Consider the following 18126-nt stretch of genomic DNA (forward strand, 5'->3'; position numbering starts at 1 on the left):
ATTAGTTTTTAAAAAATTTTCTTTTGAAAAAGAAAAGTGCTAGTAACAAAATACCGCTAAAGAAAATTGATCCAAGATCAGTTCTTACACCAGTCTTTGGAATTGTATTTCTTCCGCCACCTTCATCTTCAGGTTCTTCTGGAGTTTCAGGTTCGTCTGGCTTACCAGGTTCATCTTCTTCAGGTTCTTCTGGTTCCTTAGGTTCATCTTCCTCAGGTTCTTCTGGTTCCTTAGGTTCATCTTCCTCAGGTTCTTCTGGTTCTTCTGGTTTATCTGGTTTTTCAGGCTTCTTATAGTTTTCAGCCTTTAAAACAAAACCAAGAGCATCTTTTTCATCAAACTTGAATACTTTTCCAGTATAACCTTCGATAGCTTGTTCTTGGACTTCATAAGTGTATGAAAGAGTCTTAACACTTACATTGCCTTCTTCATCCATTTCTTCAATTCTCTTGAATAATGGTAGATGGTTTACTTGGTCAACAAAATCATTAGCTTCGTTTAAGGTAAGTCCTTTGTCAAGTTTGATTCTGTCAATAATCTTGCCATTTTCATCTGTTACGATTTGATAGATATCAAATTTAACTTCTGGTCTATCCTTCTTGATTTCAGTTTTACCATCTGCTTCAAAGAATTCTTTAAAGAGTTTGATAAATCTTTCTTTTTCAAGATATACAGTAACTGTGTTTGAACCTTCAGCTGTATTTTCAAAGTACATTTTTGCATCTTTTTTTGTCAAGTCACCAAGGTTAAAGAATTCGTCAGCTTTTCCTAAGATTTTCTTTTCGCCATCTTTACCAACATAAACAACGTTTCCATCTTCAATCTTTGCATCCAGTTCTGGAATCATCATTGGAAGAATGAATTCTTTTTCTTCATTGTATGGGAAACCTGCTTCTGGTGGATTGATTTTAATCCCTTCCACTTTTGCAAGGTCAGCTTCAGTTATTTGAGAAGCTTCTTTGTATTCTCCATTTACCTTATAAAGAACTGTAAATCCATCTGGTACTTTGACAAAATCTCTTAGTACAGGACGTAATCCCTTGTTGCCATTAAACAAGTCTTCCAGTTTCCATTCTTTATCCTTTTGGACAAAGCCTGTATCAACCAAGCCCTTGTTATCAAGATAGTATTTGATCTTGTAGTTGAACTTGTCACCAAATTTCAATGTAGCTGAACCCTTAAACCATTCGCCAGCTTCACCTTGTGGAATGACTTTTCCGTCTTTATCCAACAATTGCAAGTACTTGTTGACATTGGCGTTATGACCATCTGTTACAGTAATTGTCTTAGTTCCAAAGAAGAATTCTCCCTTGTCGCCAAAACCGGCCTTATTTGTGTAAGGTTGACCTTGATTCTTATATTCTTCGCTTTCCTTGTACTTTTCTTTGTTTACAAGTAAGTTTTTAAGAGTCATTGTAAATTGATTCTTAGCACCGTGAGGCCCTTCAAATTCAGGTAACCATGCAAGAATAGCTCTTTGACCATCCTTAATCTTGCTTTCGTCTCCGCCAAGTGCCTTTAAAAGAACATTGTATTTCTTTTTGTCTTTGGCTTTAAGTTCAGCTAGATAAGCTTTCACATCTTCTGTATAGAAATATTTGATTCCATTCTTAAATGTCACAAAATCAAGATCTGCATTAGCGCCATTGGCCCTCATAGCATCTTTATCTACTTCAATAGAAATTTCTGTGTCTTTAGTAAATTCAAAGATGTCTGGAAGGATGTCGATGATTAAACCATCTCTATAAATATAGTAGCCATTATCATTGTAGTTAGCATCATTAATATCTTCTGAATCTTCCTTAACAGCTTCAGAAAGTTTTTTATCATCTTTCTTCAACTTATCAACAGTTACATCAATTGTAAAGTCAACTTTCTTTTCTGGTTCTTCAGTGACATCAACTTTATCTGTTTCAGACTTCTTGTCTACCTCTGGATGTTCTTCATCTTGAGTTTTTGGAGTTGGCTCATAGGTCAATTCAAATTCAGATCCTGTTTCTCCTTCAGAACCATATTTGTTTCCGCCTTCAGTCTTATCTGTTTCAGAATCACTGCCTGCATCTTCAATACATGATCCTAGTCCTGGATAGCAAATCTTCTTGTGCCAATCGTCATCTTTTCCAAAGATTCCTGGTGCTTGGTCTTTGCCGCCAATAAGTTTGTAGTTTGCAAAGTTTGCATACATTGCTCCATTGTAGCCAAGCTTGCTCATATAGTAGCCAGCAATGTCTATAGGACGATTGATCAATTCCTTATAAGCATCTGTATCCTTTAATTCAGATTTAGGATCTTTAATTTTTTCTTCTATTGTAGTGGCCTTACCATCTTTTTTATCACCTACATAGTAAGGATTTAGAGGTTGACCCTTTGAATCCTTAAGAGCCTTATCGCCATTTGCTAAGTCGTCAAAAGATAACTCTTTGCCAGGAATTACAGTGTACTTGCCTTGACCGTATTTTTCTTTGTCGTTTACGGTTACAAGAGTCTTAAATGTATTTTCATCCATTTTATTGACTCTTCTGTAGGCTTCTTCCATAACTTTTCTAAAGCTATCTTCATCTTTGTTCCAAATTGGATTTCCTTGTTCATCAAAGAATTTGAAATTATTATCTTCCTTATCATTAAATTTGTGATCTTTAATAATATTTCCAATTTCTTCTTGGACGTACTTGTCCTTATTAGTTAAAGGTTTTCCAAATTCATCAGTATAAGGAATGTCCACTTCTGGAATAATCACAGATGTGATGCCAATCTTCTTGGTTTTCACTGGGTCTGTTGGACCACCAATACGAAGACCAGATGTTAGGCCAATACGGATTGCGTTAAAGCGCATATCGTCGTATTTGTAGTCGCCTTTCTTTTCATCAAAGTAGCCTAGTTTTAACTTTTCAACTTCTGCAATGAGTTTTGTTTTAAAAGCTTGAAGCTTTTTAGCATCAGTTTTTATTTTCACAAACTCATCTTTAAGCATCTTAGTTATGGTTTTGTAGCAGTCTGTTTCTTTAGCGTGAAGTGATTCTACAATACCATTGATAAAATCGTCAGATGAATTTTTGTCAAGTTTTTTAACTTTTTCTAATACACCATTGATTTTTCCTTGATAATCTTTTTGTACAGGACTTTCGAATTTGTGTGTCGGATCATTATCTACTTTCTTATAGAAAGCGTTCATAACTTTAATTCTTACTTGTCCATTGGCTTTATCCCGAGTGATTTTAAATTCAATACCATTCTTAGTAGTAATAGTAGCTGAATCTTTATCACCAAGTTTGTCAATAATTTCTTGACCTGTAATCTTGAAGTTTTCTCCCAATGGAACGAAACGACCATCGATATAAGTTGGACTTACACCAAAACGAATATCCTTAATTTGGTCTAAGAAGAAATATTGGTCATTACCAAATTTCTTACCTTTATTTTCTTCTTTATCTTCAAATTCTTCCTTAAGAGTATTCCACTTGTCTTGTGTATCATTCACGATGATTTCATCATAGATTAAACGATTATCCATGTTGTGGTCTTCGATAATGATTTCAGAGTCTTTATTTTCTGGGAACAAGGCTCCGTCTGGATTGTTAAATCCAACTTCCCATAGTAGGGAACGGTCGAGTGTTGTTACGTCGCCATTTTTATCAAGAATAACTAATTTGTTATCTTTGATAGCAAATTTTGCTCCATTATAAAGTCTTCCAAGCTCAGATTGAATCTTCTTTAGAATATCCATATCAGCCTTATTTTTAGGATCTACTCTCTTTTCATCATCAGCTTCAATTCCTAATAGATGTTTAATATAATCATCTCTATCTCTATCTGTTTCATCACGATAGAAAACATTAAAGAAATTGTAGTCTGGTTTTGCTAGAAGTTCCTTTGGTGGATTCTTGAAGAATGAGGCTGGTTGGCCTTCCTTGATCTTTAAGGTAAAGTACTTGTCGATAGGTTTCTTGTAATCAGATTTTTGATCCTTAAAGATAGATGTTTCAACAAACTTTTTATTTGGATCACTTTCTTCTTTGTTAGGATTTGGTGCCATATATGTTGCAGCTATATCCGCATGGATATTGTAAACAACATCTTTTCCAGCTAAGAATCCTGGGAATTTGATTTGGAATTTTGCATTCTTTACAGCTTCAGCGATGTCTGTTTCATCTGTAAGCTTTTCATATTCCTTACCATTTTCGTCTTTTAGAATTTGGACAATTTTTGAAATTTGATCGACAGATAAAACTTCAGCTTGATTCCCTTCGTCAACGCCTACATAGTAAACAAGACTTCCTGCTTGTTTTTTCACGTAAGTTTTGTTATTAACAGTTACATAATCATCTGGATTTGTACTGCCATGGTATTCCTCAACATTATGAAGTTCCACGGTTGTATTTGCATCTTTTTTATAGGTATCCACTTTTTTGTGGTCCATAGCGGAAGACTTGTAGTCTTTGAAATACTTGTCGCCTTTAATGCCCTTGTCATTATCTTTAACTGGAACAAATTTTTTTCCATCGTAGTAGTACTTACCAACAATAGGATCATCATAACCTTTTGGATCAACGATATAGTTGTCATTGCCAACAAACTTTGTGCCAGTTTCAACGGTTATTCCATCTGAACCAGATGTTTTTGATTCTTTACCTTCTTTTGCGAAAGTATAGTTACCGTCATCTCCTTTAGTAACAGTAATGCCATCCATAATCTTACCGAACTTGTCAATAAGTGTATAGTTTTCCTTGTGAGTTAAACCTGAGATTAAATAACCATCAGCATTAAATACACCTTTGTCAACTTTGGTTAAATTTTCTTTTTCTGCATCTGTTGGATTATCAACTTTTTTACCACTTTCATCTACATAAACATCTTTTAAGCCTTGATATCCTTCAGCAGAACTTGTCTTGCCAGTATATTTACCGTCTTTATCAAAGATACCATTTTCAATAATGGTTCCGCCATAGGCTTGCTTATTATCTCCAGTCTTAATGATAACTTGGCCGCCATCATAAGTTGGTGTAACGTCTAAATCTGCTTCACCATTTTTGTTAGAAACATTTCCTTCAAAGAGATCTTTTTCATCGGTGTAGGAAATTAATTTTCCGTTATTAAAGACATAGGTTGTGTTCTTGTCTTTAAATTTACCATTTTTGAATTCACCAACTAATTCATCTTTTCCCTCAGAATTCTTTTTATAAAGTTTGCCGTCTTGAACTTTGAATGTATTTCCTTCATCATCTGTAACTTCATAGTATTCTTCGGTAGTGATTTCGTGCTTTTCGCCTTTTTCATCAACATAAACTTTCTTTCCAGCTTCTTCTAAGATTTTATCTCTTAATTTAGCCGGAGTAATTTCTTTGTCATCCAAATAAAGTTTTCCGTCTTTTTCTTTAAGGTTTCCACCGAAGTTCTTCATTTTAAGTTTTAAGGTGTAAGTTCCATCCTTGTTGTCTTGATATTCAAGTCCTGACTTGTAAAGATAATCTGCAAATTTTCCATTGTATTCTGGTAATTTGATGGTAATATCCACTGAAGAAAGAGGTAATGATTCACCATTACCGGAATTTACAATTACATCGTCAATGTATCCATCTGTTTCCTTGATCATAGCGAAAATATCATAGACTTTCTTGGTGTCTTCATCTACAATGCCGTCTTTTGTATCGCCACCATCAATTTCTTGTGGATCTTTTGGATTTTCTTTTCCAATGGTTCCGATATCTGCATCGTCGTAACCTTTTTTGGTAATCAAGAATTTCTTGGTAACTGCTTTTTCACTACCAGCTTGCATTGTAATTTTAAAACCTTCATGGAAGGCTGCCCTAAAGGCTGGCAAGTTCATTTGAATTTGAGCAATTTCAAATTGATTGCTTGTTGTAAATGAGTAATTGCCATCTTCATCTTTTGTAAGCTTTATAGCCTTACCATCTTTGGTTCTGACAAGATCTTCAAGAACTGCATCTGGAATATTTTTATCCGTTTTGTTTGGCTTGATAGTAAAAGTAAAGTCTCCACCATCATCCTTTCTGACTTCAATCAAGAGCTTTGCGCTTGTATTGTCTGGAATGTAGTAGGTTTCGTCTTTATCTTTAAGCTCAGGACCTGCAGTGCTGCCATCCAATGGATAGACCCTTACTTCTGGAGTACCGTCAGTATATTTAGGATCAATATCTCCTTTTTCAATGGCTGCATCCAAAGCATCTTTTGCATCCTTGTAAGCCTTTTTGAGTCGCTCGAGTTCCTCTTTACTTACAGGATTTTCGTTAGGATTAAGTGCTTTTTCTAAAGCTTCTTTTGCATCTTGATATTTTTCAAAAACTTTATCTTTAGTGTCTTCTCCTTTAATACCTGGAATTTCAAAGTCCTTATTCAGATCTTCTTGGGCTTTCTTTTCTTCATCTGTCAATTTTCTAGGTGGTTTGAATTCTCCAAGAAGTGTATTGAGTCTTTCAATATCTGCTTGATTCAATTTACCATCATTTTTGTCAGCTTGAATTTTATCGTAAAGCTCTTGAATATCCTTGTATTGTTTGATTTTTTCTGGATCAGTAATGCCATTGATTACATCTTTGTCAAGCTTATCAGCTCCTGATTCTTCAATGCTCTTAAGAAGCTTGTCATTGTATTTTTTTTGAAGCTCTGCTACTTCTTCTTCATCTTCGGCTTCTTTAGCAGCAGCGATTTGCTTTTGCAATTCATTTAGCTCATCAGTATTTGGATCTACTTGTGGCTTAGCTGGCTCAGAAGTTTCTTTAGGCTTATCAGCATCTGCTTCTGGTTCTTCTGTTCCTGGTTCCTCTGTTCCTGGTTCTTCTGTTCCTGGTTCTTCTGTTCCTGGTTCTTCTGTTCCTGGTTCTTCTGTTCCTGGTTCTTCTGTTCCTGGTTCCTCTGTTCCTGGTTCATCAGGTGTCCCTGGTTCTTCTGTTCCTGGTTCTTCTGTCCCTGGTTCTTCTGTCCCTGGTTCTTCTGTTCCTGGTTCTTCTGTTCCTGGTTCTTCGTTTTCACCATTAGCTGCACCAGCTTGCACTGCCTCATTTACTAAATCTTTTGATGCATCAAAGAGTACTTCTACGCTTTTGTCACCTTCATCAATAATTGCTTCTTTCGAAGTTTCTTCTAATATACTTTCGGGAGTATTTGTAGACATAGTTTCATCTTGTGCGTGAACTATAACTCCACTAAGTACAAATAAGATCAACAGCACTGCCCATGCAGCTGCTTTAAATTTTCTGTTCATCTTTTTCTCCCCTCCTTTCGTTATTATATTTATACAACCATAAAGCAATGGTTATACATACTTATATTATATCTGTTTATATTTAAATTTCAAGCTAATATCTACTATTTATTTTACAATGCTTTATATCGGCCAACAATATGTAGTATAGTTTCTACCCCCCCCCCCCCGCATTTTTTCTCAGTATATAGTATTTTTATGAATCATTTTATTTTTTTATATTATTTTCAATTTTTTAATAATTTTAATATTAATTATTTTAATTATAATTTTTTCAATAAAACAAAATTAATTCTGATTTTTATAAAACAATGTTAACAATATTCTATTTATAATTTCTATGTTAAATATTGAATCGCATAAAATTTTTTAAACTAATTTATCCTTGTGTTTTAACAATAAAATATTTTTTCATTTAGAGGCCGATTATCAATTTTTCTTTCTTTACAAATAAAAATAACCCCCAGGCATTCGCACTTGCTCGGAGGTCATTTCATAAAAACAGTTTTAAGCTAATCAAATTTAAAACATTCGCACACTTTTATTTTAAATTTGATTTAGGTCTTTAACTATATTTCTTTTTTCTCAAAATTACCAAAGCTATTAAGGCAATCAAGCTCAAGTAAATTGATTTTAAATCTGTCTTTACTCCAGTCTTTGGAATAATATTCTTTCCGCCACCTTCGTCTTCAGGTGTTTCTGTTTCTTCAGGTTCTTCTGGTTCTGGAGTTTCTGGTTCTTCTGGTTCTTCTGGTTCTTCTGGTGGGATTTCCTTGTTTGTAATTGTAAATCCCTTGTCCATGTTACCTGCGTAGGNTTTGTAGATTCCATTTGCATCTCCAACTTCTCTTACTGTGTAAACGTATCTGTTGCCAAGTTGATCGTATTCATCAAGGTCATAGAAGGTCGCAGTCCATCCATTTGATTCACTTAATGTTAGATATCTGCCTGTGGCTTCTCCGTTTACATAGAGTTCGACGCGAATTGAAGCTGTTTCACCAAGAGCTTCCCAAACCTTATTAACACTGATATGAGTTTTTGGTTCTTCTGGTGGAGTTTCTGGTGGAATAATCTTGTTTGTAATGATAAATCCATCTTTTGGATTGCCAGTTATTTCAGAATTATAACCGCCTACAGCTTTTTCTTTGATAGTGTAGCTTACACTTGCACCTTCAAATAGTGTAGGAAGATCTTTAAAATAAGCTTTCCAGTCTTCTTTAGCTTTTACTTCTTTAGTTTCTACAAGATATTCTTCTTCGCCAATTTTAGCTAAAAGTTGAATTTCGATTGTATCTGGACGTTTATTGTAGACATTGTCGTTATCATCCCATCTTTTTTCGACATCTATTTCAGTCTTATCATCGTCAGTTCCTATAACAATAGTTCCGTTACTACCAATGCCGCCACCGCGTGTTGCAGAAACGTTGCCAGAGATAATAACCTTGGCTAAAGCCTTTGCAAGTTTAATGTCCTCTGGATTGGAATTAACAGCAAATTTTGCATCTTTTGATCCTTCAGGTATTAATAATGTACCTTGGTGTTTATCATCTGCTAAGGCTTTGCCATCTGGTGTAGTCCAATTAAATAGACCACCGCCAAGCATACGCTTGGATAATTTATATTCTGCATTTCCACTATGAGCACCATAGTCTTTATTGGAATAAATAAACACATCATTTCCTGGCTTTCCAGCTTGGTTATTATTAAAAGCTACTCCATTGTTAACATGAATGGTAGTTTTAGAGATTGGGCAGCTGGCTAGTCCAGCTCCTTCCCATTCGGATTCATTGTCGGTGATTAAAACATTTTTAATGTATAATTCACCATTGGCACCATATTCTTCTGTGGCACCATTAACATAAATTCCAGCGCCGCCAAAAGCCATATTTGTTTTTCCAGTGCCGTCCATTTTATTATTAGTAATCTTTCCAGCTGTAATAATGGCTCTTCCTTGACTGCCGGAAAAATATTTGGCCTGAATAAAAATACCACCGCCGGAAGATCCTGCAGTATTGCCGTCGACTATGCCACCATCCATATATAAAGTACTTCCTTTTTCAGGGTTGTTGGAGCCAATGGATATACCGCCGCCAATTTCTGCCGCAAAGTTATTTAATACTTTGGCATTACCAGACATATGCAATTCGGATCCTTCTCTGAGGATAATGCCAGCACCAGCAGAATAGTATTGATTGTATGGTTTATCATATACTCGGTCTGATCTATTTTTTTGAACTGTACCACCTGTGAAAAACATGGTTGAATTATAGAGTTGAATTCCACCACCATAAGTTGCTTGGTTGTTTTCAATGATTCCTCCAGTCATATTGACTGTGGAATCTTTAGCTCTAATGGCACCACCATGAGTTGGATTCAGTCTAGGATCAGGTCTGATATCATTATTTCTTAAAATAGCTCCGTCTTTGATATTTAAAGTGCCGCCCTCAACATAAACCAATGAACTCTCGATATTTTTATTTTTTGAATTTCCGTCAATGATAATGTTTTTAAGAGTAGCTGTCTTACCATTTTCTACTTTTAGCAAATAACCATTAAAGTCTTTAGAGCGAATCAGCTTAACATTCTTACCATCAAGACTGACTTCACCTTCTACAGAAATAGTACCAGTTACAACAATATTTTTAATCATATCGGTAATACGGCTTTTTGCCTTATCGAAAGTCTTAAATGCATTTTCAGGGCTGGATCCATCGTTGTCATCGCTACCATCTACTCCATTAATATATAGGGTGTCAGGTGCTCCGCCTTCTGATAATTGTTCAAAGCTTTTCTCTTCACTAATATCTAAGTCAGTTTTTTCTTCGACTTCTTCATCAGCTTTTTCTTCATTTTCTGAATCCTTAGCCTCTTCTGAATCTTCAGGTGTTTCTTCGTCTTCGTTTTCGGTTTTTTCTTCAACTTCCACTTTTTCTTCAGTTTCTGTTTCAACTTCAGTTTTTTCTTCGGAATTTTCTTCAAGATTTTCTTGGTCTTTTGTAATTTCTTCTTCTTTGCTTTCTTGACCAACAGTGCTTTCTTTTGCATCAGAAACTGTTTGTTGATCTTGAGATTTTTCTTTTACTTGATCTTCAGTTTCATTTCCAGCTTCATTTTCAGTTTCGTTTTCAGTTTTATCTTCAACTTTTTCTTCTCTTTGAGGCACTTCCTCTTTATTTGTTTGTTCTTTATTTTCTTCTACTTCTTCTTTTATTTCTTCTTGAGGTGCTTCCTCTAGCTCTTCATTTGTTTCTGATGCTGGATCGCTTAGAGCACTTTCCTCCAAGTTTGTTCCTTCATCTGTTGTTTCTGCGTATAGGTCAACTTTACCAAATGCTAGAATAGTAAAAAGCAAAGTTAAAAAAATTATTGTAACTCTTTTTTTCACTATTTTCACCTCCTTTCTTTTAAAAATTTCTAATATAGGTCATTAACATCTATATTGACCATATTATACATCTATTATGTTTATTGTCAAGTTTAAAATCGCAAGTTGCCCTGCACTAATTTTTATATACCAACAATATATAGTGGTTTGTAAAAAAAAAAAAAAAAAGACCCCTGATAAGCCACATAAAAAATTTTGTAAAAATTTTTTAATTATAATTTACATATAGTAGAAAACAAATTTTTTGGCCAAGATAAATCGGCCGCTACCCGTTGCACTTAAAATTTGTTTTTATAAATTTTTTATAAATTATACATTACACAATTTTTTCAGATTGATAATCGGTTTGGCCGAAATTTTCCTCGGATTATTTTAACAAAAAAGACGCCTTGCGGCGCCTTCGATTAATTCTTTATTTTATTCTACTGGGATTACTGATCCGTCGTATTTTTCATTTATAAATTCTTTGGCCTTATCTGATTTTAAGACTTGGACGAATTTTTTGTAAGCTTCATTGTCTTTGTCAGCAGTTCTCGCTGCAATGATATTTGCATTTGGATTGCCTTCAGTTGTTTCAACAAAGATTGGGTCGGTCTTTGGGTTTAGGCCAACGCCAAGTGCGTAGTTGGAGTTAATAACTCCGCCTGCAACGTCTTCGTAAGCCTTGGCAACTGTGGCTGCATCAACTGCTGTTATTTTTAAATTCTTTGGATTTTCAACTATATCTTTTTCTGTAATGCTTTCTGAATTATAGTCAGATAGTTTGATAAGTCCTGCGTCTTCCAAGAGTCTCAAGGCACGTGCTCCGTTTGATGGGTCGTTTGGAATTACAATTTCGTCTCCGTCCTTAAATTCATCAACTGATTTATAATTTTTTGCATAGAATCCCATTGGTTCTAGGTGGATGGCGCCGATATTTGCAAGGTCAAGATTTCTGGATGCACAGAATTCTTTTAGATATGGTTCGTGTTGGAAGTAGTTTAGGTCTAGGTCGCCTTCTGCTAGAGCGATGTTTGGTTGTACATAGTCTGTGAATGTTACTACTTTTACATCTAGGCCTTGGGCTTTGAATTCGTCTTTGAGTGCTTCTACGATTTCTGCGTGTGGTACTGGAGATACTCCAACTTTAATTTTGGTTAGGTCTCCGCTTTCTTTTTTGCATCCTACGAATGTGAATGCGAGTGCGATTGCGATTATAAAAATAGTTAATGTTTTTTTCATTTTATTCCTCCTAATTTTTTTAATTGTTTTTAAATAACCGATTGTCATTTATTTCCGCGAGGCGGTGGCGACTATTCTCATCAGATTGTTGTACACAATCAGGAAAAATTCGGTCCACATAAAGTTGACCCTACACGCTTCGCTAGATTTTTCCTTCTTGGATAGCATATTACGTGAAAAATTACTTTAGCCTCGCTTTAGACAATTTATTTTTTGTTTGATTTTTCTGCTAGGTTGGTGCCTAGGCGTTGAACTATTTGTACTATTATTACTATTATTACTACTGCGGCCATAAGCATGTCGGTTTGGTTCATGTTCCAACCGTATCTGATGGCTATGTCTCCCAGGCCTCCACCGCCAAGGGCGCCTGCCATTGCAGAGTAGCCAATCAAATTTATAATGGTCATTGTTACGGCGTCGATTACGCCGGGTTTACTCTCCTTTAAAACAACTTTTAGTATTTGAAAATTGGTCGCCCCCATACTTTTGAGAGCTTCGATTATGCCCTTGTCGATTTCTGAAAATACATTTTCCATCATACGAGCTACAAAGGGTGCAGCTGCAACTGACAGTGGAACCATGGCTGCGACCATGCCGATTTTTTTACCAACAATTAGCTTTGCCAGCGGAAAGACCACGATCATCAAGATGACGAAGGGCATTGATCTAAAAATATTTATTATTATATCTAAAATTTTATAAAGTGCTTTGTTTTCTGCTATGGAATCTTTCTTTGTGGCAAAGAGGACTAGTCCGATTGGTAGGCCGATTAGAACTGCAAAAAACGATGATACTGTCACCATGGCGAGTGTTTCCCATGTGGCTTGTTTTAATATATCAAACATTTAGCACCTCCAAATTAATTCCTCCATCCTTACAATACTTAAGAGTCCTATCAATCTCTGCATCTTCGCCAATAAATTCTACTATCAAGTAGCCCACGCTGGTGTCCACAAGCTTGTTGATATTTCCAGATAAAATATTTATCTTGACATCAAAGTCCTTGGAAATTTGGGATATGATTGGTGTATCGGCAGTCGCTCCATCGTAAGTCAGCCTGACCAATCTGCCCTTGCTCTCATAGTCGTGGTACTTGGCCTCCTCAGAAATTGGAATTGCTTCAATGAATGCACGGGTAACTTTTTCCCGTGGATTCCTAAAGAGCTCTTCGGCTTCGTTTTCTTCTATGATTTTGCCGTTTTCCATTACAGCTATACGATTGCAAATATCCTTGGCCACTTCCATTTGGTGGGTGATAATTATTACTGTGGTTCCGTAGACTTTGGCTGAGCGTTTGATCAGGTCGCAAATGTCCTTGGTCGTACTTGGGTCAAGGGCTGAAGTTGCTTCGTCACTCAAGAGTATCTTGGGATTGGTGGCCAGGGCCCTGGCAATTGCAACTCTTTGCTTTTGTCCGCCGGATAATTCTGCTGGATAAGAATTTTTTCTATTTTTTAATTCTACAAAGTCCAGCATCTCGTCTACTCTTTTTTCTATATCCGCCTTGGTCCACTTGGCTAGCTTAAGTGGATAGGCCACGTTTTCAAAAACTGTCATTTGGTTAAATAAATTGAAATGTTGGAAGATCATGGCTATATCTTTTCTCTTGGACAAGAGTTCTTTTTGCTTAAGACCAGTCATCTCGACTCCATCGATTTCGATTTTGCCATCGGTCGGTTCGTCTAGTCTGTTGATACACCTAATAACAGTTGACTTGCCGGCTCCGCTTAGGCCAATTATTCCAAATATTTCTCCTCTGTCGACTTCAAAGCTCACATCATCCACGGCGTTAAAATTTTTACCGTCGATTTTATAAACTTTTTTTAAATTACTTACCTTAATCATTTTTCCCCTCATAAAACAAAAAACCCTCTCGAGAGGGTTTAAAAAAATAGCGATCGCACTAATCTGACTCATCTCTCGGTTATCCGCTGGAATTAGCACCTAATTAAATAGGTTGCCGGGTTTCATAGGGCCAGTCCCTCCACCTCTCTCGATGAATATTTGATTTGTACACTATCATATATTAAATTTTATCTTCTGTCAAGTGATTTTAATCACTAATAGAAAAAATTTTAAATTTTTTCAGAAAATATTTTTGATATTCCAATTATATTTAGTCTTGCCATTTAGATACCCAGCTTATGGGCATAGTTATAATAAAAAAATATTATCCAATTTATGTTTTATATATAAAAATCTTCTTTGCAAGTTTATTTTAATTATGATACAATAGTTCTTATACGAAATTCGAATGAAATTTTTAAATATATGGACTGGAGATGATTAATTGAATAAGAAAAGTTTTTATAAACAAGCTTTAAAGATGGCATGGCCTTCTGTACTGGAGAGTTTTTTCCTCTCACTGGCCGGGATGATTGATACGCTTATGGTTTCTGCCCTGGGCCCTGCGGCTATTGCAGCTGTTGGTCTAACAAACCAGCCAAAATTTATTGGCATGGCTGTATTTTTTTCTATTTCTATAGCCGTCTCTGCCCTAGTCGCCAGGCGAAAGGGACAAGAGAATAAAGAGGGTGCCAATCAGATTTTAGTAACTGCCTTTAAAGTTGTTATGATTTTGACGGTTATTATTACAACTGTTATGTGCGTATGGGCCGATCCAATTTTGAGAATCGCTGGATCAAATGCCGATACCCACCAGATTGCCCACGAATACTTTTTGATTATTATGGGCTTTTGTATTTTTAATACAATTAGCATTACAATAAACTCCGCCCAACGCGGGAGCGGCAATACAAAAATCGCTTTTACCACCAACTTTGTTTCGACCATAGTAAATATTACTTTTAACTTTTTGCTCATCAAAGGTCGTCTTGGTTTTCCAGCGCTCGGCATCAGAGGGGCGGCAATAGCTACAGTTATAGGTGCTTTTGTGGCAGCTTTAATGTCAATTCGCTCGCTCTTTAAGGAAAATAGTTATGTAAGTATTCCCTTTATTATTAATAACAAAATAAAGCCAAGCAAATACGCTCTTAAAAGTATTTCCCTTTTGGGCTCAAATCTACTGGTAGAAAACCTTGCCATGAGGGTTGGGTTTTTAACCACGGCAATGCTGGCCGCAAGTCTGGGCACAGAGCAATTCGCCGCCCACAATGTTGGCATGCAGTTTTTGAGTTTAGGCTTTGCCTTTGCTGACGGCATGCAGGTGGCTGCAGTTTCGCTTTCAGGACAAGCTCTGGGAGCCAAAAAACCTGACGAAGCAATTATGTATGGCCACGCCTGTCAAAAAATAGGCTTAGGCATTTCGATTTTGCTTTCAATATTATTATTCGCCTTTGGCGACAAGCTCTATGGGCTCTTCTTTGATGAACCGCATATCATTGAGTACGGACTCTTGATTATAAAATTCATCATAGTCATAGTCCTCTTGCAAATCTCACAAATTATTTACGGCGGGGTCCTGAGGGCGGCTGGTGACGTCAAGTACACGCTCTTAAGTTCCATTATCAGTGTCACCATTATTAGGACTGCAGTTACCTATGTACTAGTCCAGGTCTTTAATCTAGGCCTAACGGGAATTTGGATTGGCGTTTTCTCAGACCAATTCTCCAGATTTGTATTTAACTCTTTGAGATTTAAATCCAAACGCTGGATTAAAATTGAAATCTAAAATTATTATCCAAGGATATTAAATGTCCTTGGATTTTTGTTTACAAAAAATTATTTATTTTTACCAATAAAAAGCTCCCAGATTTTTCTGGGAGTTAAATCTTTCTATTGTTTTTTTAGAACTTCGTAGAGGTGCTTGAGGCCTTCCCTCATTTTTTCAATCTCTTGGTCATTTTCATCGGCCAAACACTTTTGCAAAAACTTGTGCCTCTCCTCAATAACATCATCTATGACCTTGTTACCCTTGTTTGTAACATCAATATAAAAAGAACGTTTGTCATATTCTGTAACTTCTTTTTTGATATAACCTGCAACCTCCATCTTTCTAATCATATCTGAAATGGTGGATGGGGCAATCTTTAAAAGATTGGTCAAATACTTTGGAGTAGCCTTGCCATTTTGGTACTTAATCATTTGCAGAGCATAAAACTGCAAGGAAGTTATGTCCTCATTAGCCAGAATGGTCCTACCTTTTAGTCTAATTTTCCAGTCTAAATACCTAATATATTCTTCTATTTCTATAATATCATCGTTGAATTTTTTGTCTTTCATAACTACTCCTATAATGTTACCCTAAGGGCTTCTTTGCAAACGGAAAAATGTGCTGGCAAGTCGCCAAAATATTCTCCGTCAACATCTAGTTCAACCTCCTGGTCGCATTGTAATTTTACATCTGAACTTTGGAAGTAAACAACGCCGTCGTGATTAATGTGCTCTCCCTCTCTTATCTTCATAAAACATGATATTAAATCAACTATTGGCATATCCTTAATAATAATACAATCCAGCTTGCCGTCCGAAACACTTGCAAGCGGTGCCATCTTATCAAAGCCACCAATGCTTTGTGAATTTGCTATCAAAAACAAATAGGCTTTGATTTCCTCAGAAAATTCTTCCGATTCAATGGTCATATTCATTGGCTTTAGATTTTCTGGGTTTATTTCTGATATGGCCTTTAAAACATAAGCGCTCCTGCCAAAAACTGATTTTAATGACTTTGGTGTCTTGTGGGCAACATCTGTTAAAATTCCCACAGCTCCCACATTAATAAAATATTTATTATTGCAGACGCCTACATCTATGTCCTTGAAATTATCGCCGACTATGGATTCGTAGGTGTCGTAATTGGACTTACAAAGATTCATATATTTTGCAAAGTCATTGGTCGTGCCGCAAGGTATTATAGTCAGTGGAATCTTGGACTGCTGGCTAACAATGCCAGCCACAACCTCATTTACAGTGCCGTCTCCGCCGATTACAACAATTCTGTCAACTTCGTCTCTCACCGCCTCGATTGCAAAAAGACAAGCGTCATCTTTTTTGCTGGTGTATCTGGCAGATATCTCATGGCCGTCCTCCAAAAGAAATTTGGAAACCGCAATCATGGTCTCCCGGCTTTTTTCTCGGCCGCTGGATGGGTTAATTATAAATCTAATTCTCATCCGTGCCACCATTTTCATCTTCTTTTGTATCTTCTTGCGCATCTTCTTGGACTTCAGATCCATCAAATATATCCACATTTATATCCTGGACCAGGAGAAGATTTTTGACAACGTTATCTATGACCACACCATCAAAATTTTTTATGGTTGACATTTCAAAATAATCATCAACTATATTGCCTGTTGGAAATTCTCCATACATATCCTTGTAGAAATAAACTGCAACCAAGGTATCCTTGTTATTCTTTTTTACAAATCTTAAGATAGGTTTTGGCAACCGCCTCATCTCAGCCATAAAATCTGACCTTTGATCAGACGATAGGCTGTAGAGTTTTCTGATGGAATCTTTTGGTGAATATGGAATTACATCTAGGAGATTCGACTTTCTAAGAAGCTCATACATCCAAATGTATTCACCATTTGAAAAATGCTCATACATTTTATCCATGTCGCCCATGCCATCTGCATCTTCATAATAGGCATCCTTTACAAGGTCGGTAATGTATTCTTGCTTGGGTCCCAATTTATCAAAAAGTCCAAACATTGCAAAGAACAATTCCCCGTCAATCATAGGCTTACCATCTACATATACAAAATTAAAAGCAGTATCGTTTTGATCAACAGCCTTGTAATTGTTATTGTAATCTTCGATATATTTAATCAAATCCTCCGCAATTGTCTTGGGTTCCTTGCTCTCGATGGAGAGGATATCATAAAAATACTTGTGGCTTACGCCAGTGTAGACAATGTTGGACATATTTTCATTTTTAAAACAATTTCCATTGCTGTCAATATTTATTTTTAAAAATACAGCTTCATTTATGCCATCAGCCTCAATAGTGGACTTGGCAAGCATCTTTGAGATTGCCCTCCTGCCGTCTTCGGTGTCCATCATGGCCTTTAGTGACTCCATCTTTTCTTCTGGCAGATAAATATAATTTGTAAAGCTCATATCGCCCAGAGTAATCCTTGACCAAAATTCGGCAACCAAATCTACAAGCTCATCACTATCTATAACAATAGCGTCGTTTACATACTTGCGTTCATACCTGTCCATGGTCTCATCGCCCATAAAAACTTCTTCTTGATTCTCAGGCTCCACGACCTCAACTTCTTGCTCTCTGGGCTTAACCAATTGACTGCAGCCAGTAAACAGCATGGCAAAAATAATTAATAAAATAAAGCGTTTTTTCACTATAATCAACCTCATCTCTATAGGACAATAATAA

The 18126-nt window shown here is 36.1% G+C and carries 9 protein-coding genes and 1 riboswitch; of the genes, 1 reads left to right on the forward strand and 8 read right to left on the reverse strand.

What is annotated here, in order from left to right; genetic code table 11:
- Position 1 precedes the first annotated feature (1 nt).
- From CUU59_RS06175 to CUU59_RS06200, 5 genes are all read right to left on the reverse strand, one after another.
- Positions 2–7219, reverse strand: a complete 7218-nt coding sequence (locus CUU59_RS06175; protein ID WP_099951099.1) for a hypothetical protein — start codon at positions 7217–7219, stop codon at positions 2–4.
- 565 nt (positions 7220–7784) lie between these two features.
- Positions 7785–9869 carry a Cna B-type domain-containing protein gene (locus CUU59_RS06180; RefSeq protein ID WP_425432819.1) on the reverse strand — a complete coding sequence of 695 codons (2085 nt, stop codon included), beginning with the start codon at positions 9867–9869 and terminating at the stop codon, positions 7785–7787.
- A 1152-nt stretch (positions 9870–11021) separates the two neighbouring features.
- Positions 11022–11825, reverse strand: coding sequence for a MetQ/NlpA family ABC transporter substrate-binding protein (locus CUU59_RS06190; protein ID WP_099951102.1), 804 nt, complete (start codon positions 11823–11825; stop codon positions 11022–11024).
- Between the two features lie 206 nt (positions 11826–12031).
- The gene (locus CUU59_RS06195; RefSeq protein WP_099951103.1) at positions 12032–12670 is read right to left on the reverse strand and encodes a methionine ABC transporter permease; all 639 of its coding nucleotides are present in this window, start codon (positions 12668–12670) and stop codon (positions 12032–12034) included.
- Positions 12663–13670: a methionine ABC transporter ATP-binding protein gene (locus CUU59_RS06200; RefSeq protein WP_099951215.1), complete on the reverse strand. Its 1008-nt coding sequence runs from the start codon at positions 13668–13670 to the stop codon at positions 12663–12665. Before CUU59_RS06200 ends, CUU59_RS06195 begins: the two co-directional genes overlap by 8 nt.
- A gap of 65 nt (positions 13671–13735) precedes the next feature.
- Positions 13736–13828: riboswitch (SAM riboswitch) on the reverse strand.
- Between the two features lie 287 nt (positions 13829–14115).
- Between CUU59_RS06200 and CUU59_RS06205 the strand changes: the two genes are divergently transcribed.
- Positions 14116–15456: an MATE family efflux transporter gene (locus tag CUU59_RS06205; protein WP_099951104.1), complete on the forward strand. Its 1341-nt coding sequence runs from the start codon at positions 14116–14118 to the stop codon at positions 15454–15456.
- Positions 15457–15560: 104 nt separating this feature from the next.
- Here CUU59_RS06205 and CUU59_RS06210 read toward each other — a convergent pair whose 3' ends face one another.
- From CUU59_RS06210 to CUU59_RS06220, 3 genes are read right to left on the reverse strand one after another with little or no spacing between them, the layout of a single operon-like run.
- Positions 15561–16007, reverse strand: a complete 447-nt coding sequence (locus CUU59_RS06210; protein ID WP_099951105.1) for a MarR family winged helix-turn-helix transcriptional regulator — start codon at positions 16005–16007, stop codon at positions 15561–15563.
- Positions 16008–16015: 8 nt separating this feature from the next.
- The gene (locus CUU59_RS06215) at positions 16016–16897 is read right to left on the reverse strand and encodes a diacylglycerol/lipid kinase family protein (RefSeq protein ID WP_169922879.1); all 882 of its coding nucleotides are present in this window, start codon (positions 16895–16897) and stop codon (positions 16016–16018) included.
- The gene (locus CUU59_RS06220; RefSeq protein ID WP_099951107.1) at positions 16887–18092 is read right to left on the reverse strand and encodes a hypothetical protein; all 1206 of its coding nucleotides are present in this window, start codon (positions 18090–18092) and stop codon (positions 16887–16889) included. Before CUU59_RS06220 ends, CUU59_RS06215 begins: the two co-directional genes overlap by 11 nt.
- Between the last annotated feature and the right edge of the window lie 34 nt (positions 18093–18126).

It is taken from the genome of Ezakiella peruensis (assembly GCF_900215725.1).
Lineage (GTDB): Bacteria > Bacillota > Clostridia > Tissierellales > Peptoniphilaceae > Ezakiella > Ezakiella peruensis.